A 24,230-nucleotide genomic window follows, 5' to 3' on the forward strand; every position below is an offset into this window, starting at 1 on the left:
TTAATGTTCCTTTCTACTAACTATAACCTTTAATATATTTTTACTATTATTTGATATCCTATATTCTTCTGAAGTCCTGACTCCAATAACCCATGCAATCCTATTATCAAAACATAATATCGGAATTAAATCTCTTAAATCTTTAGGGACTTTCATATCAATAAATATATCTTTTACCTTTTTATTCCCTTTCATCCCTAAAGGAATCATTCTATCTCCATCTTCCCTTGTCTTCAAAAGAATTTCATCCTCTATTTTATCAAATTCAAAATATTTTATGAATTCATTTTCTTTTAAATTAATATTTTTGTCATTTTTCATTACAGTAAATTGTATAAAGAAATCTTGAAAATCAATTTTTTTATTGTCTATATCAAGTTTATTTAATCTTATCTTCTTACTATCTACTTTCTTTTGATTTAATTTATTCTTTATGTATATATCTCCATATATATTTTCCACAAAAATATTTTTAGGTAAATTAACAATTTTCCCGGTATCTTTTCTAGCTAAATCCATAATTTCATATATATGCTTCATTTCAAAATCATAGGTCTGATTAGAATATCTTATTAGTGCATTTCTTAACATCCTAGAGATAATGGAATCATGATTAGTAAATGCATCCTTTTTTATTATAAAATATTTATCGTATTCTATACAATATTTCTGGTAAACTTTTAAAGATTCACTTTCTAAAAACTCATTATCTTTTTGTAACAATCCAGCTGTTCTATTTAAAGTTTCTATTATGTCTTCATTAAAATATTCTTTTATATATGGTAATATATCTAAGCGTATTTTATTTCTATTATATATTTTTTCAAAGTTTGTTTTATCAATTCTTGGATTCAAGTTTTCTTTTCTAATATATTCTTCAACCTCCTCCCTATCAAGACATAATATAGGGCGTATTATTTTATTATCTCTATAAGCTTTAATACCACCAAGACCTTCTAATCCACTACCTCTAATTAGCCTAAAAATTATAGTTTCCGCCTGATCATTGGCATTATGCGCTGTAGCAATTTTGTTATATTTACCATTTTTCATTACTTCTTCAAAGAAATCATATCTCACTTTTCTTCCAGCCATTTCAGATGACATTTTATTTTCAGCCGAATACGCATTTATATCTACTCTTTTTATATATGATTGAATTCCAATCTTATTACAAAGCTCAATTACATATTCCTCATCCTTGTCAGAATCTTCTCCCCTAAGCATATGATTTATATGTACTGCACCTAAAGTAATATTTAATTTATCTTTCAACTTATATAATATATCTAATAAACAAACTGAATCTGGTCCACCTGATAGAGCTACTAATACATTATCTCCAGGTTCAATTAATTTATTTTTTCGTATATAAGTAATAACTTTATCTTTCAAACAAACACTTCCTATTTTTTTATTAAAAACATAATATATATTTATTTTACGTATATATATATTAATTGTAAACATTATTAACTCAAATATATAATATAATCAAAATTACAAAGAGCTGTTTCAAAAGAAACAGCCTCACTATATACTAACTTACAGAATAAACTTTAGAAACAACTACCATCATATCATCTTTTAAAATTCCATTACTAAGTTCTTTTGCTCTTTTTAATATATTCTCTGATAGTTGCTTTGGATCATAACTATTCTCACCTAAATATTCTTCAATCCATAAATCATCTCCTACTTTTAATTTATCTATATCCACTATTCCATCACTTATACTTACTATCATATCGCCAGGTTTCAACTCTTCATTTATAACTTCTACATCCACTTCATCAACAAGACCAAAAGGTAAATTATTAGAAGCTATTTTTTGTACACCATCTTTTCTTTTTATAAAACTAGGTGAAGCACCTATCTTGATAAACGATGTTCTGCCATTATATAAATTAATTTTACTCAAATCTAAAGTTGCAAATTTTTCATTTTCTGCAAACTTCATACCCATTATTGAATTAACTGTATTAACAGTTATATCTTCTGCAAAACCAGCATCTGTTAAATGTTCAACTAAATTAACAGTTGCCTTGCTTTGATCACTAGCTTCAGGACCAGATCCCATTCCATCACTCAAAATAATTGTATAGTTTCCATCTGTAGTTTTTCCAAAGCTATAATAATCGCCTGTCTGACTTTCTCCATCTTTAATATCCATTGCAGCATATGACATGACATAATATTTGGGCGCTTCTTCAATTGTTATTGTACACTCATTGCTCTTCGGATTAATATTACACCCTTCACTACTAATACTTAATGGAATCTTAATTATATCATTTAATATAGGCAAAACATCTTTATTACAAAATTCACACCCTTCACAACTGTTCATACTTATTTTTATTCTAATTCTTCCTTCATAATTTTTATAACAAAATATATCATTATATTCTATAGAATTTCTATTTAACCCCCTTCTTATCATTCTCTCTAAATCATCCGATATTTTAATTTCTCTTTTGAAGTTATCTAATATTCTCTCTAACGTAATTCCTATATTGTTTATATGCTCCGATAAAATCTGTCTTCCTTCATTAATTTTTTCTTTTTTAGTTTCATTTAAATTATGGTTATTAATAATAGTTTCTGTGTTTTTTAGTATAGAAAGATGTTTAACACAATTTTTCTCTAAATAAATTGGTAATGTAACCTTTCCACTTTCATAATTATCTATCAGAGTTTGAAATGAAACATACGTCTGATTAAAATTCTTTTGCCAACACTTTTCTCTATTTATACATTGACTACAACTTCTTTCTGCAAGATTTTCTATTAACGCACATGATTTATTTTTGATTGATAAATTACTATTTTCGTTGTCCTCACCTAAGCATGCAGAAATTGCACCCAAAACATCAGTAATCCCTCTTATTCTTAGGGTAAACTCCTCCTTTAAATCATTTAAACTAATATTACTTATAGCATTTCTCTTTTTTTCAGGATTTATCTCAATTTCAATACTTTTATATGCAGATTTAGGAATTAACAAAAATAAAATAGCTCCTATCATCACTTCAATAATCAAGTTTGTTGTTAGCTGATTAGAATATAATCCCAAAGCAAAATATATTATTATACCTGCAAGTATTGAAAGAATTTTCCCAGTATCTTTAAATATTCCTACTATTAAGCCCTCAACTCCATAAAAAGCCACATTAAAAATCATATCATTTTCAGATATCCCCAATATTACTCCCATAGCGACTCCAATCATTGCCCCATAACTAGCTCCACCCATATAAGCAATAATAAAGACAGAAGTCAGAGCTAATATATTTCTAATTGAACAGTTTAATATATATATTTCTCCCACTCCTGTAATTATTAAGCAAAACAATATGGATATGCTTACAATTTCCTCAGCCGAAATACTACTATTTATTCTAAACTCATCTAAGGATCTAATTGAGTACTTTATAATATGATATATAGGTATAACTACTGATGTCTGGAGTAGGGTTAATGTTAAATTTATTCCACCATCATACTTAGAAATAAAGATTCCACCTAATACAAAAACTACTAATAATATGGAAAAGCTTATTATTTCTAATTTAATTTTATCTTTAGTTGATATCAATAGATAATAAATACTTAAAACAACTATTGAGACTAAATATATATATGGATCATTTATTGAATTCCACATAGATAAATATCCAAGACCAACACCAATTGATGCTAGAATACATTTCTTTTTATCTCTTTTAATAGCACATAGAGCCATTAAATACGCTATACCAAATGGTGCAATTCCTTTATTATCTGCTCTATTTAATAATAAAATCACTCTTCCAAGTGATACTCCAATTATAAAAATTGCAAATAGTCTTACCAAAGATATCCTTAACCACGGATTTTTTTTTACTTTATTCTCTCTCCCTATATCATTATAAGAATTTAATTCTAATTCGTATTGCATTTTCGTCGCCTCATTTCCAAATATTGTAATTAGAATTATATCACTCTAGTCTTTCGATATATGTCATAAACTGTTTTCAAACCATAACTTTCGTAGGACAACATCATCTAAAATTCTCTAATATTTAATAATATAGTGTTTTATTTTTAATCTATAATTTATATATAAAATATAAAAAAATCTATGCAAAATGTAGGTTTGCATAGATTTCTTGAAATTAAAATTTGAATAATTAATTTGTCGTTAATGTTAATTATTTTATATATTGTATCGCAAATAAACTGTATTTATTTTTCAGTTTATGAATATACTTATATATTATAAAAATTTAAAAATATCCAAGTTGCTTAATTAAAAGAACCCATAGAAATATGGTTACAATAGATATTGCAGTTGTAAAAACAACTAGCTGTCCAGCAAGTTCACTATCTGCCCCCATTTGTTCAGCCATTGTAAAAGATGATACTGCTGTAGGTGCTGAAAACATAATTAATACGCTCGCTAACTCAATATCTCTAAATCCCATAGCTATTGATATAGGAATAAATATTGAAGGAATAAATATTAATCTCCCAAATACTCCTATAAATATATTTCTTATATTTCCTTTTAATCTACTAAACTCAAATTCCCCTCCCAATATTACAAGTGCTAGAGGTGTTGCTATTTTTGATATGTCTTGTATTGCAGTTTCCATAAAAACAGGCAACTTTATATTTATGAAAAGAGCCATTAAACCAAGTGCTGATGCTATAATTAACGGATTTTTAGCAATACCTTTAATTATAGCTTTTATGTTAATATGTCCACCTCTAAATATCTCCAAAACTATAACTGCGAGAAAATTAAAAGTAGGCACTACAACAGCTATAAGCAATGATGTAATTCCAATAGCGTCATCTCCAAACAAAGAAATTACTACTGGTATTCCAAATAAAACAAAATTACTTCTAAAAATAGTCTGTATTAATACCCCTCTTCTTGCATTTTCTTTTTCAATTAACGGTATTATAATACACATAAATAAACAACTTATTATTATAGAACTTGGAGCAAAAATCATGAGCTTAATATTAAAAACTCCATCCAAATTAGTTTTGTATACATTATAAAAAAGTAATGTTGGTAGAAATATTTTAAATGTTACATTATTCATAACCTTTAATGTATGTTTATCTATTAACTTAATTCTTTTAATAAAATACCCCAATGCAACCGTAAGAAATAAAGGTAACACTACATTTAATGATAATATTATATTTTCCATAAGCCCCCCAATTTATATTTATTATATAAATATTACATTTAAGAAATTTCTCTGTCAAACTCGTCACTTAATTTAGAAAAAATATAATGACATATATTTTTTCATCTTTATATAGAATTTTGCACAAAACAAAAAAGACTTAAGCTTTTGCTTAAGTCTTTGGTGCCGAAGACCGGAATCGAACCGGTACGGTGTTTAACCACCGCAGGATTTTAAGTCCTGTGCGTCTGCCAGTTCCGCCACTTCGGCATACTATAAGGCAATTGTTATATAATTATGGTTGCGGGGGCAGGACTTGAACCTACGGCCTTCGGGTTATGAGCCCGACGAGCTACCAACTGCTCCACCCCGCGATGTTAAATACTATTTATTTTTTTGGTGCCGAAGACCGGAATCGAACCGGTACGGTGTTTAACCACCGCAGGATTTTAAGTCCTGTGCGTCTGCCAGTTCCGCCACTTCGGCACTTTTGGTAGCGGAAATAGGACTTGAACCTACGACACCTCGGGTATGAACCGAGTGCTCTAGCCAGCTGAGCTATTCCGCCATAATGGTTGCGGGGGCAGGACTTGAACCTACGGCCTTCGGGTTATGAGCCCGACGAGCTACCAACTGCTCCACCCCGCGATGTTAAATACTATTTATTTTTTGGTGCCGAAGACCGGAATCGAACCGGTACGGTGTTTAACCACCGCAGGATTTTAAGTCCTGTGCGTCTGCCAGTTCCGCCACTTCGGCTTGTTGAGCATCAAGCTGCTAACAACAAAACTTATTATAATGCATAATGTTATTACTGTCAACCTAATTTTTTTATAAATTTTATTATTTATTTTAATTAATTAAATTTTAATGTATAAAAAATGTAGAATAAATATAATTGCAAAGCAAGCCAATTATTAATTCATCCTACATAATAGCGCCATTAATAATATCTTTGATAGATAATTAAACTCTTTTACTATTCTTACCTTTGAATTCTTGATGTTTTTTCACATCTTGCATTCTTTCCTCACTATCTTTTAAGAATTTTGACATAATATCTTCAAAGTTATTTGCTGCTGATTTTTTCTTTTCAGATGATTTCCAATCAATTTCCGCTGGTCTAGCTGATCTTTTAGGAACATTAGTATTTGCTTGTTTTATTGAAAGACTTATTTTACCATTATCATCAATTGATATAACTTTTACTTTAACTTTATCTTGTTCTTTAAGATGCTCCTTTATATCTTTTACATAAGAATCCGCTACTTCTGAGATATGAACCAATCCAGTTTTCCCTTCAACTTCAATAAAAGCTCCAAAATTTGTAATATTAACTACTGTGCCCTCTACTATGTTTCCTGCCATTAAGGTCATGTTTAAACGACTCCTCCTTGAATTTGAAAATATATTGTTTAAGAACAATTTACATTAGTAATTATTCTTACTTTAAACCTAATTATTAGTTAAATGATTTTTTATTATTCAATTTAAGATAAATATTTATAAAAATCAGAATCTAATTCCCATCGTTTTTGGCCGACTCTTCACTATTAACAACTTTCTCACCGGGTTTAATCATACCAAGTCTTTCTCTTGCCAATCTTTCTAAGTAATCCAATGATCCTTCATCGATTTTATTAACCTCATCTTGAAGTCTTTCATGTTTAGTCTTAATTTCGTCTAACTGAGATTGTTTGCTTTGTATTTCCTTTTCTATTCTGTTCATTGTTATCATTTGTCTAATATAGCCAAAACAAAAGATGAATAAAAATAAAGCAATTATCAATTTCTTTAATATTGACTTTTTTCTCATAATATAGAACCTCTATTTTTATAAATTACCCTAATTATATTGTAAACACTATATTAATATTATTCAAGATATTTTTCTTATTTATTCTTATCTATAATCTTATAAAATGCTAGTTTTAATGGATAACTTAAGTTTTTTAATATCACCCTTATAATCTTAAAAATTATATCTAGTATAAATTTTTCGATACTATAAAAATACTTACTTATAAATATCATATAAAGTAAAATAGTGCAACATATAAAAATATATACATATGGAGTTAAAAAAGCATAGTTAGTATATAATAAAAAAGTAAAAACAATTATACTTGCGAGTATCCAAAATAATATATCTTCCACAATCATAACAGCCTTAAAATTACTTAACCCTCTGATTATTCTATACATATCAAATAGTATGCCTGTTATTATTCCTGCTAATATACTAAAGAATACTATGTTAAATTGCATGCTTATCTGTAGCGGCATCTTCTTACCCTACCTAAATAGCCTTTTTATTATGCTTTCATCGCTCTTTTTTGTTACTTTTCCATTATACACCATAGATGCAATATTGCCTTCAATTATAACATCTCCATTTTGCACATCTAATTTATTCATTTTTAGATCTTCACCTTTAATAGTTAGATTACCTAAATTAGTAGTCAAATCTATTTTTAATTCATCAAAACTTATAACTTCAATAACTCCACTTATAGTTAATCTTCTTCTATTTTCTAAATTTAAATTAGACTTATTTTCTTCTTGTTTATTATCTACTCTTTTCTCCATAAAAACTTCCTCCTATATTCTTCTTATATACATATATGATTATAGGATTAGATTTAGAATTTATATTTTCTATTAAATATAATAAAAAGAGTAGTTATTAGTTTCTACTCTTTGTCTTCTTCGCCTTCTAGTATAGTATACATTTCTTTAGCATCTTCTTTTCTAACATGTTCAGCAATATTAATAATCTCTGCTTTAAGCATTCTGTTAGCAAATGTTATTTCGATAATATCACCTTCATTTATCTTTGTAGAAGGTTTTGCTACCTTATCATTTATTTTTATTCTTCCACTTTCGCAAACTTCCTTAGCTACCGTTCTTCTTTTTATTATTCTTGAAACTTTTAAGTACTTATCTAATCTCATTTCTTCTCCTTATAGTAAATTAAAAGAACCCGAAACTTCGGGTCCACTTTTCCTATTTTAAGTTAATTATTACTTATTAACTTTATCTTTAAATTCTTTTCCTGGCTTGAATACTGGAACTGTTGTTTCAGCAATATCAAGAGGTTCTCCTGTTCTTGGATTTCTTACTTTTCTTGCTTTTCTTACTCTGCTTTCAAAAGTACCAAATCCAACTAATTGAACCTTATCCTTGTTTTCTAAAGTTTCTTCAACTGTTTCGATGAATGCTTTTAAAGCTAATTCAGCATCTTTTTTAGTTAATTTACTTTTTTCTGCCATACTAGTGATTAATTCTGATTTATTCACAATAACATCCTCCTTAAAATACAGTTACATTTTATTTAAACTGTTCTTTTTATGTACTAAGTTGCACCCTTTTATTATATAACCTCTTTCCACAAGAGTCTATAGAAAAACAAATTCTTTCATTGAATTAAAAATAAAGCAAAATTATATAGCAAATAAGTTACAACATAGTTACTTTATAAATTATTATTCTTCAAAAAGTAGAAAATTCCTTTAATATATTGTTATATTAATCTATTTTTTTGATTTTTCCCAAAGTTTATCCATATCTTCTAAGCTCATATCAATTAATTCAATACCTTTTTTCTTTGATTCTTCATCAATATAAGCAAATCTACGTATAAACTTGTCTATAGCATTATTTAAAGAAATTTCTTCATCAACCTTTAAAAGTCTAGCAATATTTACACAAGAAAATAATAAATCACCGACTTCATCTTTTATTTTATCCATATTTTCCATATTATATACATCTATTACTTCTTGAATTTCTTCATTTAATTTTTTTATTGCTTCATCAACATTTTCAAAATCAAATCCAACCTTTTTAGCCTTTTCTTGAACTTTATGCGCTCTTAAAAGCGCTGGTAATCCTTTAGTTATTCCTTTCATTTCATCAACAAGTCCTAAATATCCCTTTTCTTTCTTTTTTAATTCATCCCATTTGATTATAACTTCATCAGAGGTATTTAAATTAACATCACTATTAAAAATATGTGGATGTCTATATATCATTTTATTACAAATCCCCTCTATTACGTCTAGAATGTTAAAATAACCATCTTCATTACCTATTGATGAATGAAATACAACTTGAAGTAATACATCTCCTAGCTCCTCTATCAAGGCGTCATCATCATCTCTGTCTATAGCATCAATAACTTCATAACTCTCTTCTACAAGTGCCTTTTCTAAGGATTTATGAGTCTGTTCTTTATCCCAAGGACATCCATCTTCACTTCTTAATTTTTCTACTATATCTAATAAATCATTAAAATCTTTTTTATTATTTAGATCCCTAGGCATATATATAGATGTTAGATAGTCTATATCCTCCTGCATATCTAGTTCAAATAAAGGTATCTTTCTAATACTTTCTTCTCCCTGTATACCTGCTGCTCTTACATAAAATATTTCTGTCTCATCATTATAATATTCTAATAATCTAAGTTTAACTTCTGATGCTATTAATGGATTATATACTTGAGTTACTATTGTTCCTATTCTCTTGTCTAATATTTGATTTTTTATATCAAATGCATCTATTACCTTTAATCCTTCTATTGGATCTATTTGTAGACCTTCCATCATAGCATCTATAAAACTAACAGCTGGAATTATTTTATACTCTATGTTTTCTTCTTTACATAAATCAATTAAATTAAAAACAGATTTTTCAGCAACTAGAGGATGACCCGGAACTGCATAAACCAAGTCCCCGCACTCTTTATGTTTACATATTAAATCTTGTGCTATATCTAAATATACTTCATCAAAGCTTTCCTTAGTCTCATATACGTTATCATAGGTGCTGAAATTCACTTCCTCTTCTATTAAGTAATCTACTGTTGGATGTTTTTCTGTTCTCAAAAACACATTCTTCCCATTTCTAAGTTCATTTAATGTTCCTATTGTTAATGATTCCTTTGATCCTGGTCCTAATCCAACTATTTTAATCATTAGGTTCCTCTCCTTTTTATATCCTTTTGATTCTATCTTTTATTTCTTCTATTCCAAATACTTTAAATACTATTACTAATATACCATATATTATTCCTCCTATAAATATTGACAACAAACATGATATACCATTACTTACAGTGCACTTATATATAATATTATAACTAAACATTACTGCTATTATCATAATTATTGATGCATATGAAGGTTTTATTAATATGTCATATAAATCTAATTTTATTTTTAGCGTAACTTTTAAGACTATAATATTTAATATACTTGCAATAACATATGCGCTTATAGTTCCAATAACTGCACCATAAATATTAAGATATTTAACAGGTATTAATGTCCATGTTAATATTACCTTAACAATACATCCAATAAGTAAATTTATAACCGGCTTTATATAATGCCCTGTTCCTTGCAATATTGACGTAGTAGTTTGTGTTATTATTATAAATGGTATAGATATAGATAGATATGTCAATATTTCAAATCCTTCAAATCTTCCTGGAAAAATAAATTTCATTACAGGTTCAGCTAAAAAGAATAAACCAAGCGTACACGGAAGTGCTATTACTATTGCCATTTTCATTGACATATTTATTTTATTCTTTAATTCACTATTCTTTTTTAAAATAAAACTCTCAGCAATTATAGGAATTAAAGATGTGCAAATTGCCATTGAAAGTGTAAGTGGTATATTAACTATGACAGACGCTTTTCCAGTTAATTGAGCATATAATACTGTAGCTTCTGTAGTTGTAAAACCAGCTTGTAACAGCTTTTGCGGAACTAAAATGGAATCTATTAAATTCATTATAGTTCCTACTGTTGTTCCCAATGAAATTGGAATTGCAATTTTCAGTATTGTATTTAATACATCTGAATTAGCCTTCAATCTCTTTATTCCATATTCTTTTTTTATTTTTTTATATTTTGAATACAGATACGACGTACCTAAAACCGCTCCAGCTGTTGCACCAAAGGCTGCGCCACCAGCTGAATATTCTATACCCCTTGGCAATAAAAACACTGCTAATCCCACTCCAAAAAGCACTCTTCCAATTTGTTCTATTATCTGAGATATGGCTGATGGGGTCATATTTTGAAATCCTTGAAAAAATCCTCTTAGTATTGTCATACATGAAATAACAACAGGAGCAAAAGAGATCCCTATTAAAGAATAATACGACTTCTCATCCCATTTAAGATAATGAATTATAGGATGAGCAAAGAAAAATAAGAATACCGTCATGCCTGTCCCTATTATTATCATTAAAAGAAACGACTCCTTCATTACTTCGAAGGTTCCTCTTATATCATTTACAGCATTTCTTTCAGATATTATTTTAGACATAGCAACTGGTACACCTGAAGCTAATGCTATGTAAAACATATATAGCGGATAAGACATCTGATAATACCCTATACCTTCATCTCCAATTAACATTATCAATGGCCATCTAAAAAATAATCCTAGGAATCTTGTTAATATTCCTGCTATACCTAAAATTAAACTTGCTTTAACAAGTGATTGTTTTTTCATAAAACACCTCCAAACTTACATACTATTAATAATTCTTATTGTAAATCTGGAGGTATTATGACTTTTATTTTAATTATTGATAATTTTGATTTTTTATGTTTCTCAAAGAAGTATTATTGCTCCATTTGTTTTCCTAAAAATGCAGCTGCTGTCTCAACTAGTTTTGTTTCAACATCTCCTAATTCTACATCATCTTCTTTTGATAGAATAATTACAGCTCCAATCTCATCACCTTCTGCTATGATAGGTGCAATGACTTGACTGATATATTCTGTTTCTTCATCATCATTATGTAATGGAACTACTGATCCTGAAGATTTATTTAATAACACAGTTTTTCTATCATTCATTATTTTTTCTAATTCGTTACTTACTTTTCTTTCAATATACTCTTTTTTGGGAGCTCCACTTACTGAAATAAATGCATCTTTATCACATATCAATACAATATGTCCTATAACTTGTTGTAAACTTTCGCAATATTCCTTTGAAAAATCAGTTAGCTCTTCAATTGGAGAATATTTTTTCAATATTACTCCTCCATCACGGTCTGTAAAAATCTCTAACGGATCTCCTTCCCTTATTCTTAATGTTCTTCTTATTTCTTTTGGAATTACTACCCTTCCTAAGTCATCAATTCTTCTGACAATTCCTGTTGCTTTCATTAGTTATTCACCGTTGTAGAAAGTTTATAAAATATTATATGTTTTTGTTATATAACACTTAAAAATATTATTTAATATAAAGTTATCTATTCCTTTCTAACAACATGCTCCTTTCTTCTATATTTGTTTAAGTAATTTTATCTAAGTAATTTACGATATTATTATTTGAATATATAGAAATTTTATGCACTAATAACTAAATTTTATATTATATAAAAAAAAATTTTCTCCTCTTTAAGTTAAGAGGAGAAAATTTACTATAATCTATCTTCGTATGTCTTTATCTGTATATCCTTTTTCCATTCTTCTAATTTTGAATTATATGCTGCATTAGTTTTTTCTTGAGTTACTTGTGATTTAATGCTATCTTTTACTTCATCAAAAGGAGTTACTTTACTTTCTCCTCTTTCTGCAACTAAAATATGAGATACATTCGCACCTTCACTAGTTACACCAGTGACTTTAATTATATGATATCCAAATTGGCTCTTTACAGGTGCTGAAATTTCACCTTCTTTTAAATTTTTAAATCCATCCATAAATTCTTGAACATATTGAGTATCATCATACTTTACAAATCCTAAACTTCCGCCATTGTCTTTTGTTCCAGTATCAGTTGATTTTTCTTTAGCTGTCTTAGCAAAATCTGCACCAGCATCTAATTCAGCCTTTATAGCATTAGCTTCTTCTAAAGATTTGTTATAATCTATTTCTCCTTGTGTAGTATACTTACTGTCTTTATTCTCTTCATAATAATTCTTTACATCATCATCAGTTATCTTAACATCTTTAGTCATTGCTTCATATATAGCATTTAATTTTGCTTGATCTCTTTGAATTTCTTTAAAGCTATCCTCTGTATAACCATATTGCTCTAAAGCTTTCTTATACTGATCTTCTCCACCGTACACTTGCTTATATTGAGAAATTGTATCTTCAACTTTCTTATTAAGTTCATCATCTGATGGTATTAATTTTAATTCAGTACCTTTTTGTATCATTACTTTTTCATTTACTAACATAGTTAAATATTGTTGTCTTATTTGTTTAAGTTGTTCTTTTGCTTGATCATTATTTGCATAATCTTCGCCATAAGTAGATTTTAATTGCTGAACAACTCCAGCTTTTTCCAATTCACTTTCTAAATCACCTTTAGTAATTTTCTCATCACCTACTTTTGCAATAACTGTTTTTGCTATAGCTTCAGGCGTTTTTTCAATCATTTTGCAACCCATCATTGATATTGCTAATGCACAAACTGCTGCAGTTGCAATAATTTTTTTTAATCTTTTCAAAGTATTCCCCTCGCTTTTTTCTAAGTATTGCTGTAAAAGACATAATATTAGTATATCAATATTATTTTTACAATTCAATTTTTTCAATTAATATTTATATTGTAATATTACTCAGTTCAAAATAAACAATATAATTTAGTATATCATTTTTTTATTACAAGATTATGTCATCTACTACTTCTTTTAAAAACTCTAACTTATTTTCTTTTTTTATTCCTTTAATTTTAAAAGCAAAGTATGGTTCTAATCCAAATTTCAATACCACAATATCTTTGTATTTTTTAATAAGATTTACATAAATATTAGAATAATCACTTTCGCCTTGAGCGAATTTAAATATTATCACTTTTGGCATTTCTTTTATTTCCTCAATAAATACAGTTTTTGCTTTATTCTTTATATATGCTATATCCATCAAGTTACGAACTGATTCAGGCATTTTAGAGTATCTATCGTTTAGTTCTTCTTCTATATCATTATAATCATCTATATTTTCAATAGCTGCAATCTTTTTATATACCTCTATCTTTTGTATTTCATCTTCTATATAATGTTCTGAAATAAATGCATCAACTTTTATATCTACTGTAGTTTCAATAGGTTCTTTACTTATTTCACCTTTAATTATCTTAATAGTATCCTCGAGCATTCTACAATATAAATCATATCCTATAGTTGCCATGTGTCCATGTTGAGAAGATCCCATCATGTTACCTGCTCCCCTTATTTCTAAATCTCTCATAGCTATCTTAAATCCTGATCCTAATTCCGTAAAATCCCTCAAAGCTTTAAGTCTCTTCTCTGCTACTTCTGTTAAAACCTTATCTTTAGTATATAGCAGATATGCATATGCTATTCTGTTAGATCTACCTACTCTTCCTCTCAATTGATAAAGTTGTGATAATCCCATTTTATCAGAATCATATATTATAATAGTGTTTACATTCTGAATATCCATTCCAGTTTCTATAATTGTTGTACACACTAGTACATTATGCTCTCCCGACATAAAGTCCATCATTTCTTTTTCAAGTTCTCTTTCTGCCATTTGACCATGTGCGATGCCTACCTTAGCCTCCGGAACCAATTCTTGGACGTATTTAGCCATTCTATCAATATCTTCTACTCTGTTATAAACAAAATATACTTGCCCATCTCTGCCTACTTCTCTCAAAATTGCATCTCTTATAAGTTGATCATTTTGTTCTACAACATAAGTTTGTACAGGATATCTCTCTTCTGGAGGAGTTTCTATAACCGATATATCTCTCACCCCTGTTAATGACATATGAAGAGTTCTTGGTATAGGAGTAGCACTTAAAGTTAATACATCTACATTTTTCTTTAAATTTTTTATTTTCTCTTTTTGTTTAACTCCAAATCTTTGCTCTTCATCAATTATTAACAATCCTAAGTCTTTGAATTGTATGTCCTTTGAAACTATTCTATGAGTTCCTATTAAAATATCAACGTTTCCTTCTTTAAGCCTTTGAAGTGTTTCCTTTTGCTGTTTTGTAGTTCTAAACCTACTTACCATATCAACTTTTATTGGAAAATCTGAAAATCTATTTTTCATATTCTTGTAATGTTGTTCTGCTAAGATTGTAGTTGGAACTAAAAAAGCCACTTGCTTTCCATCCATAACACATTTAAATGCCGCCCTTACTGCAACTTCTGTCTTTCCATATCCAACATCTCCACATAAAAGTCTATCCATAGGCTTATCTGATTCCATGTCACTTTTAATTTCTTCTAATGATGTTAATTGGTCCGGAGTTTCTTCGTAAGGAAATTCATCTTCAAATTGTTTTTGCCATTGTGTGTCCTTTGAAAATTTGTAGCCCCTTACGGTTGCTCTTGTTGCGTAAAGCTTAACTAGGTCCTCAGCTATTTCATTAATGGATTTTCTAGCCTTAGCTTTAGCTTTTTGCCATTCAGTTCCACCAAGTTTGTTTATCTTAGGGAATTTTCCTTCACTTCCAACATATTTTTGTATTAAATCCAATTGCTCAACAGGAACATAAAGCTTATCCCCCTTATCATACACAATATCTAAGTAATCTCTCTTATGTCCTGCAACATCAATTTGTTTAATACCCTTATATACACCAATTCCATGGTTAGCATGAACTACATAGTCACCTGGTTTAAGTTCTGCAAAACTTTTTATCTTTGCAATACCTTTTTGCTTAGATTTATTTTTAGTCTTTAACTTTCTTTTAGCTTCGCCAAATACTTCCTTATCTGAAATTACACAAATTTTATAGTTTGGATATTCAAAACCTTTCAGCTGATTTCCAAAAGTAATTACAACTTCACCAAAATTAATTTTATCTACAGAATCTTTATATGAGCTTTCAATTCCTCTATCACGTAATGTGTCTACTAAACGTTCTCCCCTTGCTCTTGTACCTGATAAAATTAACGTCTTATATTCCTCAGATTTCTTTCTTGAAATATCATCAATTAATAAATCTAACTGACCTTGATAATTTGTTAACGTTGATTGACTTATATCAATTTTTGTAATTGGTCTTAACCAGTTATTATTCTGAGATAACGATTCTAAAAAAATTATTTTTTGTTCTGAAAATGATCCTAGTATTTCTTCTTTATTAAGTAATAGTCCTCCTTGTCCCGGAAAAATATCTCCTCTTTGAGAAAATGCTGTAAAATTCTCCTCAAACTCTATATATGTAGAATTTAATTTTCCCTCACATCTTTGAACATTATCCATTATAAAATAATAATCATTAAAATAATCAAATAAGCTTTCTGTCTTCTTAGAAAAATAATTTAAATAACTATCTATAGTTTCGAAAGAACATGTTTCTTCTAGTGATTCTAAATTCTTATTTAAAATTTTTCTTAATTTTTCTACTCTGTCTTTATCTTTATCCTTATCTTCTATTTCCTCAAATTCACTCTTTAGTTTTTCTCTACCATATTCTAAAGCCTCATCAGTAAGGACTATTTCTTTTGCTGGAAATATGTTTACTGATTTAACTTTTTCAATGCTTCTTTGTGATTCTATATTAAATGTTCTTATGGATTCTATTTCATCTCCAAATAATTCAATTCTATATGGATAACTTGAGCATGTTGGGAAAACATCAAGAATCCCTCCCCTTAAAGAAAATTGACCCTTTCCTTCAACCATTTCTACTCTTTCATATCCTGATTGAATTAGTTTTTTGCCTATCTCTTTAACATCAACATCATCATTTTCTTTTAATTTTATATTATATTCTGTAAATAATTTATGTGGTGTATATTTAGAGGCAAATGCATCTACAGATGTTACAATTATTTTTTTATTATTATTTAATATCTCATTTATTACTTTTAATCTAGCCCATCTTAAATCTCCCGATACAGCATCAATATTATAAAATACTACCTCCTTAGCTGGGAAATAGTAAACCTCATTTGTGTATAATATTAAATCTTCATATAGGTTTTTGGCTTCTATATCATTTTGAGTTACTACTACTATAGACTTATCAATATTCTCAAATATACCATCTATTATATATCCTCTTCCAGATTCTGATATACCATATATTCCTATAGGATATTTTTTACCTTTAATTGAATCTTCTAAGTTCTTAAACTCTGAACTCTCCTCTAAAGGCTCCAATAATCCTTTTAACCTCATATTTTGCACCATCCTTAAATACTTAAATTCGGCTTAAATCCGTTATATTTATTCATAGCCTGCTTAACATCTGATTTTATAATCTCTTCTACTGCTTTTGTGGATGCATCTATACTAAATTTTAAAATATCCATTTCCTCTTTTGTAAATTTACCCAGTACATATTTTACAAGATCAACGTCAGGTTGTCCTACGCCCACCTTTATTCTCGGGAAAATATCTGTACCTAAATGCGCTATTATGCTCTTTATTCCATTATGCCCACCTGCACTACCTTTTTCCCTTAATCTAAGTCTTCCAATATCTAAACTTATGTCATCATAAATAACTATTATCTGCTCATTAGTAATCTTGTAAAAATCAACTACTTCTCTTATACTTTCTCCACTTAAATTCATATATGTAGTTGGTTTTAATAAAATCACTTTTGTATTGCCTATAAAGCCTTCGCCATACATACCTTTAAATTTTTCCCTATTTATATCAATATTATACTCCTTACTTATATTATCGATAACATTAAATCCTATATTATGTCGTGTATTTTCATATTGAATACCTGGATTTCCAAGTCCAACTATTAAAAACATATTTCATTACTCCTTTATTATAATTCTTTAAATTTAGTTAAGGTGAAAATAAAATTTACACCTTTAATTTTATCATTTTCTGCCCAGATCTCTTCTCCCTGCTGCATGAGTATCATTCTAACTATTGGCAGTCCTAGTCCAGTACTTACCTTGTTAGTTCTAGATTTATCTGATTTATAAAATCGATCCCATATTTTATTTATTTCTTCTTCTTCTATTTGAGGTCCATCATTGTATATTTGAGTAAATATTTTATTTCCTTTAACATAATTACTTATTTTTATAGTTCCACAATCTCCACAATACTTAACTGAATTATCTAACAAATTTGTTACCACCTGCATCATCTTATCTTCATCTGCATTTGCAAAACATTTTTCGTATTGAAAATTAACTTCTAAATTTATATTTTTATCATTTAATTTTTGCTCATTATTTATAATACAAATTCGTATTATTTCATTAATATCAACTTTTTTCATTTTAAATTTAAGTTTTCCTGACTCAATAGCTGATAAATCCAATAAATCATTAATTAATCTGGTTAATCTTTGAGTTTCATTATACGCTCTTTCTAAGTAATATCCCTCTTTATCTTTTGGGATTACGCCATCTATTATTCCTGATATAAATCCTTTAATTGAAGTTATAGGACTCCTTAATTCATGAGAAACGTTAGATATAAATTCTCGTCTATTATTTTCAACTTTTTCTAATGATTCAGCCATTATATTAAACGATTTTGCCAATTCTCCGATTTCATCATTTGAACATATACTAACTCTTTTATCCACTTCTCCATTGGCAAATCTTCTTGCGGTCTTGCTTATTTCATGCAATGGATTAATTAATATTATATTTGTAAAAAATGATAAAACTATAGTAGATAAGATCATAAAAAGACCTGCTGAAATCCAAATAATAATATATATTTTACTTAATTGACCTTTAACTAAAAATAAAGGCGACTCCATAACAACACAGCCCTTAAATTCACCATCTTGCATTACAGGATATATGCAAGTATAATTCTTTTTTATATATTTTATCGTCTTCCCGCTTTTTAAAACATCTGAAGATAAATTTAAAATCTTAGCATCTTCAGCATCATATATATGTTTAATATTATCTGCTGAAATATACATTCTCATCTTATCATCTAGTATATATATATCAGCATTTATTGCTGTTCCTGATATATTTAATATATTTTTCAATTTAGAAATTCTACTTTCTTCAGTATCTTCAATATCAGAATAAGTTATTATCATATTACTTATATATTGCCCCATTTGATTAAATTGAAGCTCTTTTTCTGTAATAAAATTCATTTTTATCCATATAGATAGTAAACAAGCTAAAAAAGTTAAAACACAAGCCATAATAATAGCATTAATATTCATTAATTTATGCAATAAGCCATGTTTCCTCATTATTTCACCTCAAACTTATATCCCACACCCCAAACTGTTTCTATCTGCCATTCTTCACCACTAGTTAATTTTTCTCTTAATCTTTTTATATGAACATCAACTGTTCTAGAATCTCCAGGGTAATCATACCCCCATACTTCGCAAAGTAATTGTTCTCTTGTAAATACTCTATTTTTATTTTTTGCTAAATAATACAAAAGTTCAAATTCCTTTGGCGGCATTTTTATATCTTCTTTATTAAAAATAACTTTATATGATGTTGGATCTATTGATAAATCACTAAGCTTTATTATTTCACTCTTAGCATTATCAGCTGAATATCTTCTTAAAACAGCCTTTACCCTTGCTAATAGCTCTTTTGGTTCAAAGGGTTTAACTATATAGTCATCTGCTCCTAATTCTAATGCTAAAACTTTATCAAATGTATCACCTTTAGCTGTAAGCATTATTACAGGAACTTCGCCTTGCTTTCTCACCCACTTTAATACATCTATCCCATCTATTCCAGGTATCATTACATCAAGTAACACCAAATTAGGATTATATTCCAAAAATAATTCTTGAGCTCTTTTTCCTGTACTAGCTATTTTAGTAGTATATCCTGAGCTCTCTAAATACATATTTAAAATTTCACTTATATTTTCATCATCATCTACTATTAAAATTTTATCCGATAAACTCTCCATATTTTATTTCCTCCAAAATATTCAAAATTCATTATATATAATTATGCCCTACATTAGGTAGTAAATAAAGCATTTTTATAATAAACCATATATTATTACAAACATGACATATTAAATTCTATCACCATAATTTTAAGTAATATTCTTAATAATGCCTTAAAATTCATACTGCAAAAACCCTCTACAGCTTTAATGCCATAGAGGGATATTTCCAATATGTATCATCTTTGATATTCAAACAACTTACTTATTGGCTGATCATCATAAATCCTTCTAATTGCTTCCGCAAATAGAGGAGCAACAGATATTGATTTAATTTTATAATTATCATTTTCTTCTTTTAGCGGTATAGTATTGAGCATTATTAATTCTTCAATTGATGAACTATTTATTCTTTCCATAGCAGGACCTGATAGCACTCCATGAGTACAACAAGCATAAACATTCTTAGCTCCCAAATCCTTAAGCGCATTAGCAGCATTTGTTATTGTTCCTGCTGTATCAATCATATCATCAAGTAGTATACATCTTTTTCCGTCTACATCACCAATTATATTCATAATTTCAGAAACATTAGCTTTTGGTCTTCTTTTATCTATAATAGCTATCGGCGCATGTAAATTATCTGCAAATTTTCTTGCTCTAGTAACACTTCCCAAATCCGGTGACACTACCACAACATCATCCTTGTCAATTAATCCTTTATTTATAAAATATTCTGCAAGTATTGGTGATCCAAGTAAATGATCCACTGGAATGTTAAAATATCCTTGAATTTGTGCTGCATGTAAATCCATAGTTAATACTCTATTTGCTCCAGCTGTTGTTAATAGATCAGCTACTAACTTAGCCGTTATTGGATCTCTTGATTTAGCTTTTCTATCTTGTCTAGCATATCCGTAATATGGAATAACAGCTGTTATTCTTCCTGCTGATGCTCTTTTAAAAGCATCAATCATTATTAGTAATTCCATAAGATTATTATTTACAGGCGAACAAGTTGATTGTATTATAAATACGTCTGTTCCTCTTACTGTTTCAGAAATATCAACTGATATTTCTCCATCACTAAAAGTTGAAACTTTTGATTTTCCCATAGTTACATTTAGTATATTTGCTATTTCTTCTGCTAACTGCGGATGAGAATTACCAGTAAAAATTTTTATATTTTTTCCATGAGTTATCATAATGTCAGAAGACCTCCTTAAAAATTATTAGCTAATAATATTTAAATTGCTATTTTTTTAATCCTCTTTTTTCAACCCAACCACTAATATTTCTTTGTTTTGCCCTTGCTACAGCTAGATCTCCTTCTTTTACTTCAGCTGTAATAGTTGATCCTGCTGCAATATAAGTATTATCACCAACTTTAACCGGAGAAACTAAGTTAGTATTACATCCAATAAAACTATGGTCTCCAATAATTGTCTTATGCTTTTCTTTTCCATCATAATTTACTACTACTGTTCCACATCCAAAATTACATCCTGAACCCACTTCTGCATCTCCAATATAAGTTAAGTGAGATACCTTAGTTCCATCTCCAATGGTAGCTTTCTTTATTTCAACGAAATCTCCTATTCTTGTACTCTTACCTATAATGCTATCTGGACGAATATAAGCAAAAGGTCCAACGGTTGTATTATCACCAATTTTACTATCTAATATTACAGATGATTGGATATCTACTTCATTACCTATTACACTATCCTTAATTCTTGAATTTTGATATAATAAACAATTCTCACCTATAACAGTATTTCCTTCTAGTATGTTATTTGGATATATTATTGTATCTTTTCCTATTTCAACATCTGCACCTATATATGTTGTTTTAGGGTCTATTAATGTAACGCCATTTTCCATGTGAATAGTATTGATTCTATTTCTAAGAATCTCTTCTGCTTCTGCTAGCTGAACCCTAGAATTTACTCCAATAGTTTCTTCGATGTCAGTAACAACTGCACCAATTGAATATCCTTCATCTTTTAAAATTCCAATTACATCTGTAAGATAATATTCACCTTGCTTATTATTATTATTTAATTTATCTAATGATTTAACTAATAATTCTATATCAAAGCAATAAATTGCTGAATTCATCTCTTTAATTTTGAGTTCTTCCTCATTACAGTCTTTATGTTCAACAATTTTTAATACTTTTCCACTTTCATCTCTAACTATTCTTCCATATCCAGTTGGATCGTCTACCATAGCTGTTAAAATTGTTGCTGCATTCTTGTTGTTTATATGATCATTTATTAAGCTTTCAACTGTTGACTGCTTTATTAAAGGTGTATCTCCTGTAAAAACAGCTACAACTCCTGATTTATTTTCCAAAAATTTTTTAGCACATTTAACTGCATGCCCAGTCCCTAATTGCTCTGCTTGAAGTGAATAAGTGACACCTGTGTCCTTAGTTTTTTCTTCTACAAGCTCTGCTCCTTTACCTATAATTAAATTTATATCTTGAATTTCTGCTTTTTTTACCGTATCTATAACATGCTTTACCATTTCCTTACCACATACTTTGTGAAGTACTTTAGGTAAATTTGATTTTATCCTTTTACCTTGTCCTGCCGCTAGAATTAATGCGCATTTATACATTATAATAACACCTCTTTATATAAGCTATAAGCCTATTCTATTATTCTAATTAATTATATTTGAAAGATAAATTTATTTCAACCCATGAGAATCTTAGATGTTTGATACTTCAAACGAAATAAGAGGAAGCACAAAACTTCCTCTTATTTCATAAATCATTATTCTTCTGCATTTTCTTGAGCTACTGCTTTTTCATAGGCTTCTAAAATTGCAGTTTGAATTTTTTCTCTTGCTTCTGTATTTATTGGGTGAGCTATGTCCTTAAATTCTCCATCTGGTGTTTTTCTGCTTGGCATAGCAATGAATAATCCCATTTGTCCTTCTATAACTTTGATGTCATGAATCACGAATTCATTATCAAAAGTAACAGAAACTATTCCTTTCATTTTACCTTCTGCTGAGATTTTTCTAATTCTAACGTCTGTAATTTGCATTTTTACTCTACCCCTTCCCAGTTGCTTATTAAAATTTCATATTTATATAATTTCTCCACAAATTTCTAAATTCCTTTTTTAATTTGTTAAATTATTAGAAAATTTATTTTTTATGTCAACTTTCCTAAAAATTATCTTATATAATGAATTAACACATTGCTTTTTTGTATATTTTTGTATAATAAAACGAAATATTTTATTATATTTTTATAAGATAATTTTACTTTTTAATAAACTTGGGTTCTCAAATTACAAAATAATATATTTCAATCTCTAATTTTTAATTATTTTAAGAAAATATCTTAGAAGGTTGAACATCTATTATTGCTGACTTATCTACAGATTTGAGTTCTACCACTGAAACATACTCATCCACTAATTTCTTTTCTATTGCTTGATTATCTACTAACACTCCGATGCCAACTAATTCACTGTCAAATTCCTTTAATAAATCTTTAATCCCAACAGCAGTTCCGCCGCCTTTCATAAAGTCATCAATGAATATACATCTACTGTTTGATTTCATTGACTTTTTAGAAAGAGCCATTTGTTGCAATCTTCCACTTGTTCCTGATACATAATTAATTGTAACTGTAGATCCTTCAGTTGCTATGCTACTTCTTCTAGCAATAACTAACTGAACTCCTAAGTTTCTAGCTACTTCATATGCTAAAGGAATTCCTTTTGTTTCTACTGTTATTACATAATCCACATTTTTATCTTGAAAACATGATGATAATAATACACCAGCTTTATTTATTATCTGTGGATTATACATTAAATCTGTCATATAAATCATATTCCCCGGAATCACCCTACTTCCATCTTCTAATTGTTTACATAACTCTAACGCAAAATCTTTCTTCTGTTCATTACTTATTCCTGGCACATATCTGATTCCTCCAGCTACACCAGCAATAGTTTCAATTTTACCCATTTCTAATTTTTCTAAAACTTCTCTTACAACAACTATATCTTCACTTATTGTTGATTTAGCTGCATTTAATAATTCTGAGAAAGTATTTAATCCAATTATTTTATTAGGGTTTTCTAATAATATTTTAGTTATTGCGACCACTCTCTTATTTCTCGTAAACTTTTCCACTAAAATCACCTACACGAATTTTATTTTAATTTATTGCTAT

At 28.4% G+C, this 24,230-nt stretch carries 21 protein-coding genes and 6 tRNA genes; all 27 read right to left on the bottom strand.

Features of this window, described 5'->3' with window-relative positions; genetic code table 11:
• The 27 genes from tilS to purR all read right to left on the bottom strand — a co-directional run bounded on the left by tilS (position 1) and on the right by purR (position 24,190).
• A complete protein-coding gene (gene tilS / locus BN2920_RS00515) occupies positions 1-1,395 on the bottom strand; it encodes a tRNA lysidine(34) synthetase TilS (protein ID WP_058293221.1) in 1,395 nt (464 codons plus the stop codon).
• A 145-nt stretch (positions 1,396-1,540) separates the two neighbouring features.
• The gene (gene spoIIE, locus BN2920_RS00520; protein WP_058293117.1) at positions 1,541-3,940 is read right to left on the bottom strand and encodes a stage II sporulation protein E; all 2,400 of its coding nucleotides are present in this window, start codon (positions 3,938-3,940) and stop codon (positions 1,541-1,543) included.
• A gap of 328 nt (positions 3,941-4,268) precedes the next feature.
• Positions 4,269-5,207 (bottom strand): AEC family transporter, encoded by a 939-nt coding sequence (locus BN2920_RS00525; protein ID WP_058293118.1) that lies wholly within the window; start codon positions 5,205-5,207, stop codon positions 4,269-4,271.
• A 160-nt stretch (positions 5,208-5,367) separates the two neighbouring features.
• A tRNA-Leu gene (locus BN2920_RS00530) sits at positions 5,368-5,456 on the bottom strand.
• Between the two features lie 28 nt (positions 5,457-5,484).
• A tRNA-Met gene (locus tag BN2920_RS00535) sits at positions 5,485-5,560 on the bottom strand.
• Positions 5,561-5,583: 23 nt separating this feature from the next.
• Positions 5,584-5,672 (bottom strand) — tRNA-Leu (locus tag BN2920_RS00540).
• A 5-nt stretch (positions 5,673-5,677) separates the two neighbouring features.
• A tRNA-Met gene (locus BN2920_RS00545) sits at positions 5,678-5,754 on the bottom strand.
• Positions 5,755-5,758: 4 nt separating this feature from the next.
• Positions 5,759-5,834 (bottom strand) — tRNA-Met (locus BN2920_RS00550).
• A 22-nt stretch (positions 5,835-5,856) separates the two neighbouring features.
• Positions 5,857-5,945, bottom strand: a tRNA-Leu gene (locus tag BN2920_RS00555).
• A 207-nt stretch (positions 5,946-6,152) separates the two neighbouring features.
• Complete coding sequence (locus tag BN2920_RS00560) at positions 6,153-6,563, bottom strand: S1 domain-containing RNA-binding protein (RefSeq protein WP_058293119.1); 411 nt, start codon at positions 6,561-6,563, stop codon at positions 6,153-6,155.
• A 142-nt stretch (positions 6,564-6,705) separates the two neighbouring features.
• Positions 6,706-7,002, bottom strand: coding sequence for an FtsB family cell division protein (locus BN2920_RS00565; RefSeq protein WP_058293120.1), 297 nt, complete (start codon positions 7,000-7,002; stop codon positions 6,706-6,708).
• 77 nt (positions 7,003-7,079) lie between these two features.
• A complete protein-coding gene (gene yabQ, locus BN2920_RS00570) occupies positions 7,080-7,472 on the bottom strand; it encodes a spore cortex biosynthesis protein YabQ (protein WP_058293121.1) in 393 nt (130 codons plus the stop codon).
• A gap of 9 nt (positions 7,473-7,481) precedes the next feature.
• A complete protein-coding gene (gene yabP / locus BN2920_RS00575) occupies positions 7,482-7,775 on the bottom strand; it encodes a sporulation protein YabP (RefSeq protein WP_058293122.1) in 294 nt (97 codons plus the stop codon).
• Between the two features lie 104 nt (positions 7,776-7,879).
• Entirely contained in the window at positions 7,880-8,140 is a 261-nt protein-coding gene (locus BN2920_RS00580) for an RNA-binding S4 domain-containing protein (RefSeq protein ID WP_058293123.1), read from the bottom strand.
• A gap of 69 nt (positions 8,141-8,209) precedes the next feature.
• Entirely contained in the window at positions 8,210-8,485 is a 276-nt protein-coding gene (locus BN2920_RS00585) for an HU family DNA-binding protein (RefSeq protein WP_058293124.1), read from the bottom strand.
• Between the two features lie 234 nt (positions 8,486-8,719).
• A complete protein-coding gene (yabN, locus tag BN2920_RS00590; RefSeq protein ID WP_058293125.1) occupies positions 8,720-10,165 on the bottom strand; it encodes a bifunctional methyltransferase/pyrophosphohydrolase YabN in 1,446 nt (481 codons plus the stop codon).
• Positions 10,166-10,181: 16 nt separating this feature from the next.
• Positions 10,182-11,717 carry a putative polysaccharide biosynthesis protein gene (locus BN2920_RS00595; RefSeq protein ID WP_058293126.1) on the bottom strand — a complete coding sequence of 512 codons (1,536 nt, stop codon included), beginning with the start codon at positions 11,715-11,717 and terminating at the stop codon, positions 10,182-10,184.
• 113 nt (positions 11,718-11,830) lie between these two features.
• On the bottom strand, positions 11,831-12,382 hold the full coding sequence (spoVT, locus tag BN2920_RS00600; protein WP_058293127.1) for a stage V sporulation protein T: 552 nt from the start codon (positions 12,380-12,382) through the stop codon (positions 11,831-11,833).
• Between the two features lie 257 nt (positions 12,383-12,639).
• On the bottom strand, positions 12,640-13,677 hold the full coding sequence (locus tag BN2920_RS00605; protein WP_058293128.1) for a peptidylprolyl isomerase: 1,038 nt from the start codon (positions 13,675-13,677) through the stop codon (positions 12,640-12,642).
• Between the two features lie 154 nt (positions 13,678-13,831).
• On the bottom strand, positions 13,832-17,335 hold the full coding sequence (gene mfd / locus BN2920_RS00610) for a transcription-repair coupling factor (protein ID WP_058293129.1): 3,504 nt from the start codon (positions 17,333-17,335) through the stop codon (positions 13,832-13,834).
• A 14-nt stretch (positions 17,336-17,349) separates the two neighbouring features.
• Positions 17,350-17,925: an aminoacyl-tRNA hydrolase gene (gene pth / locus BN2920_RS00615; protein WP_058293130.1), complete on the bottom strand. Its 576-nt coding sequence runs from the start codon at positions 17,923-17,925 to the stop codon at positions 17,350-17,352.
• Positions 17,926-17,942: 17 nt separating this feature from the next.
• Positions 17,943-19,328, bottom strand: coding sequence for a sensor histidine kinase (locus BN2920_RS00620; protein ID WP_242868279.1), 1,386 nt, complete (start codon positions 19,326-19,328; stop codon positions 17,943-17,945).
• A gap of 29 nt (positions 19,329-19,357) precedes the next feature.
• Complete coding sequence (locus tag BN2920_RS00625) at positions 19,358-20,044, bottom strand: response regulator transcription factor (protein ID WP_058293132.1); 687 nt, start codon at positions 20,042-20,044, stop codon at positions 19,358-19,360.
• 221 nt (positions 20,045-20,265) lie between these two features.
• Entirely contained in the window at positions 20,266-21,231 is a 966-nt protein-coding gene (locus tag BN2920_RS00630) for a ribose-phosphate diphosphokinase (RefSeq protein ID WP_058293133.1), read from the bottom strand.
• 49 nt (positions 21,232-21,280) lie between these two features.
• Complete coding sequence (glmU, locus tag BN2920_RS00635) at positions 21,281-22,651, bottom strand: bifunctional UDP-N-acetylglucosamine diphosphorylase/glucosamine-1-phosphate N-acetyltransferase GlmU (protein WP_058293134.1); 1,371 nt, start codon at positions 22,649-22,651, stop codon at positions 21,281-21,283.
• 158 nt (positions 22,652-22,809) lie between these two features.
• The gene (gene spoVG, locus BN2920_RS00640; protein WP_058293135.1) at positions 22,810-23,085 is read right to left on the bottom strand and encodes a septation regulator SpoVG; all 276 of its coding nucleotides are present in this window, start codon (positions 23,083-23,085) and stop codon (positions 22,810-22,812) included.
• A gap of 289 nt (positions 23,086-23,374) precedes the next feature.
• Entirely contained in the window at positions 23,375-24,190 is an 816-nt protein-coding gene (gene purR, locus BN2920_RS00645; RefSeq protein ID WP_058293136.1) for a pur operon repressor, read from the bottom strand.
• Between the last annotated feature and the right edge of the window lie 40 nt (positions 24,191-24,230).

Origin of the sequence: Clostridium neonatale, from assembly GCF_001458595.1 — a bacterium.
Classification (GTDB): Bacteria; Bacillota; Clostridia; order Clostridiales; family Clostridiaceae; genus Clostridium; species Clostridium neonatale.

Bases quoted from the DNA above. Each gene is read 5' to 3' on its own strand.
- BN2920_RS00620 (WP_242868279.1), bottom strand. From the start codon at position 19,328: ATGAATATTAATGCTATTATTATGGCTTGTGTTTTAACTTTTTTAGCT.
- spoVT (WP_058293127.1), bottom strand. From the start codon at position 12,382: ATGAAAGCAACAGGAATTGTCAGAAGAATTGATGACTTAGGAAGGGTA.
- BN2920_RS00580 (WP_058293123.1), bottom strand. From the start codon at position 8,140: ATGAGATTAGATAAGTACTTAAAAGTTTCAAGAATAATAAAAAGAAGA.
- BN2920_RS00525 (WP_058293118.1), bottom strand. From the start codon at position 5,207: ATGGAAAATATAATATTATCATTAAATGTAGTGTTACCTTTATTTCTT.
- glmU (WP_058293134.1), bottom strand. From the start codon at position 22,651: ATGTATAAATGCGCATTAATTCTAGCGGCAGGACAAGGTAAAAGGATA.
- BN2920_RS00630 (WP_058293133.1), bottom strand. From the start codon at position 21,231: ATGATAACTCATGGAAAAAATATAAAAATTTTTACTGGTAATTCTCAT.
- yabN (WP_058293125.1), bottom strand. From the start codon at position 10,165: ATGATTAAAATAGTTGGATTAGGACCAGGATCAAAGGAATCATTAACA.
- mfd (WP_058293129.1), bottom strand. From the start codon at position 17,335: ATGAGGTTAAAAGGATTATTGGAGCCTTTAGAGGAGAGTTCAGAGTTT.
- spoVG (WP_058293135.1), bottom strand. From the start codon at position 23,085: ATGCAAATTACAGACGTTAGAATTAGAAAAATCTCAGCAGAAGGTAAA.
- yabQ (WP_058293121.1), bottom strand. From the start codon at position 7,472: ATGCCGCTACAGATAAGCATGCAATTTAACATAGTATTCTTTAGTATA.
- yabP (WP_058293122.1), bottom strand. From the start codon at position 7,775: ATGGAGAAAAGAGTAGATAATAAACAAGAAGAAAATAAGTCTAATTTA.
- BN2920_RS00595 (WP_058293126.1), bottom strand. From the start codon at position 11,717: ATGAAAAAACAATCACTTGTTAAAGCAAGTTTAATTTTAGGTATAGCA.
- pth (WP_058293130.1), bottom strand. From the start codon at position 17,925: ATGTTTTTAATAGTTGGACTTGGAAATCCAGGTATTCAATATGAAAAT.
- BN2920_RS00560 (WP_058293119.1), bottom strand. From the start codon at position 6,563: ATGACCTTAATGGCAGGAAACATAGTAGAGGGCACAGTAGTTAATATT.
- spoIIE (WP_058293117.1), bottom strand. From the start codon at position 3,940: ATGCAATACGAATTAGAATTAAATTCTTATAATGATATAGGGAGAGAG.
- BN2920_RS00625 (WP_058293132.1), bottom strand. From the start codon at position 20,044: ATGGAGAGTTTATCGGATAAAATTTTAATAGTAGATGATGATGAAAAT.
- BN2920_RS00565 (WP_058293120.1), bottom strand. From the start codon at position 7,002: ATGAGAAAAAAGTCAATATTAAAGAAATTGATAATTGCTTTATTTTTA.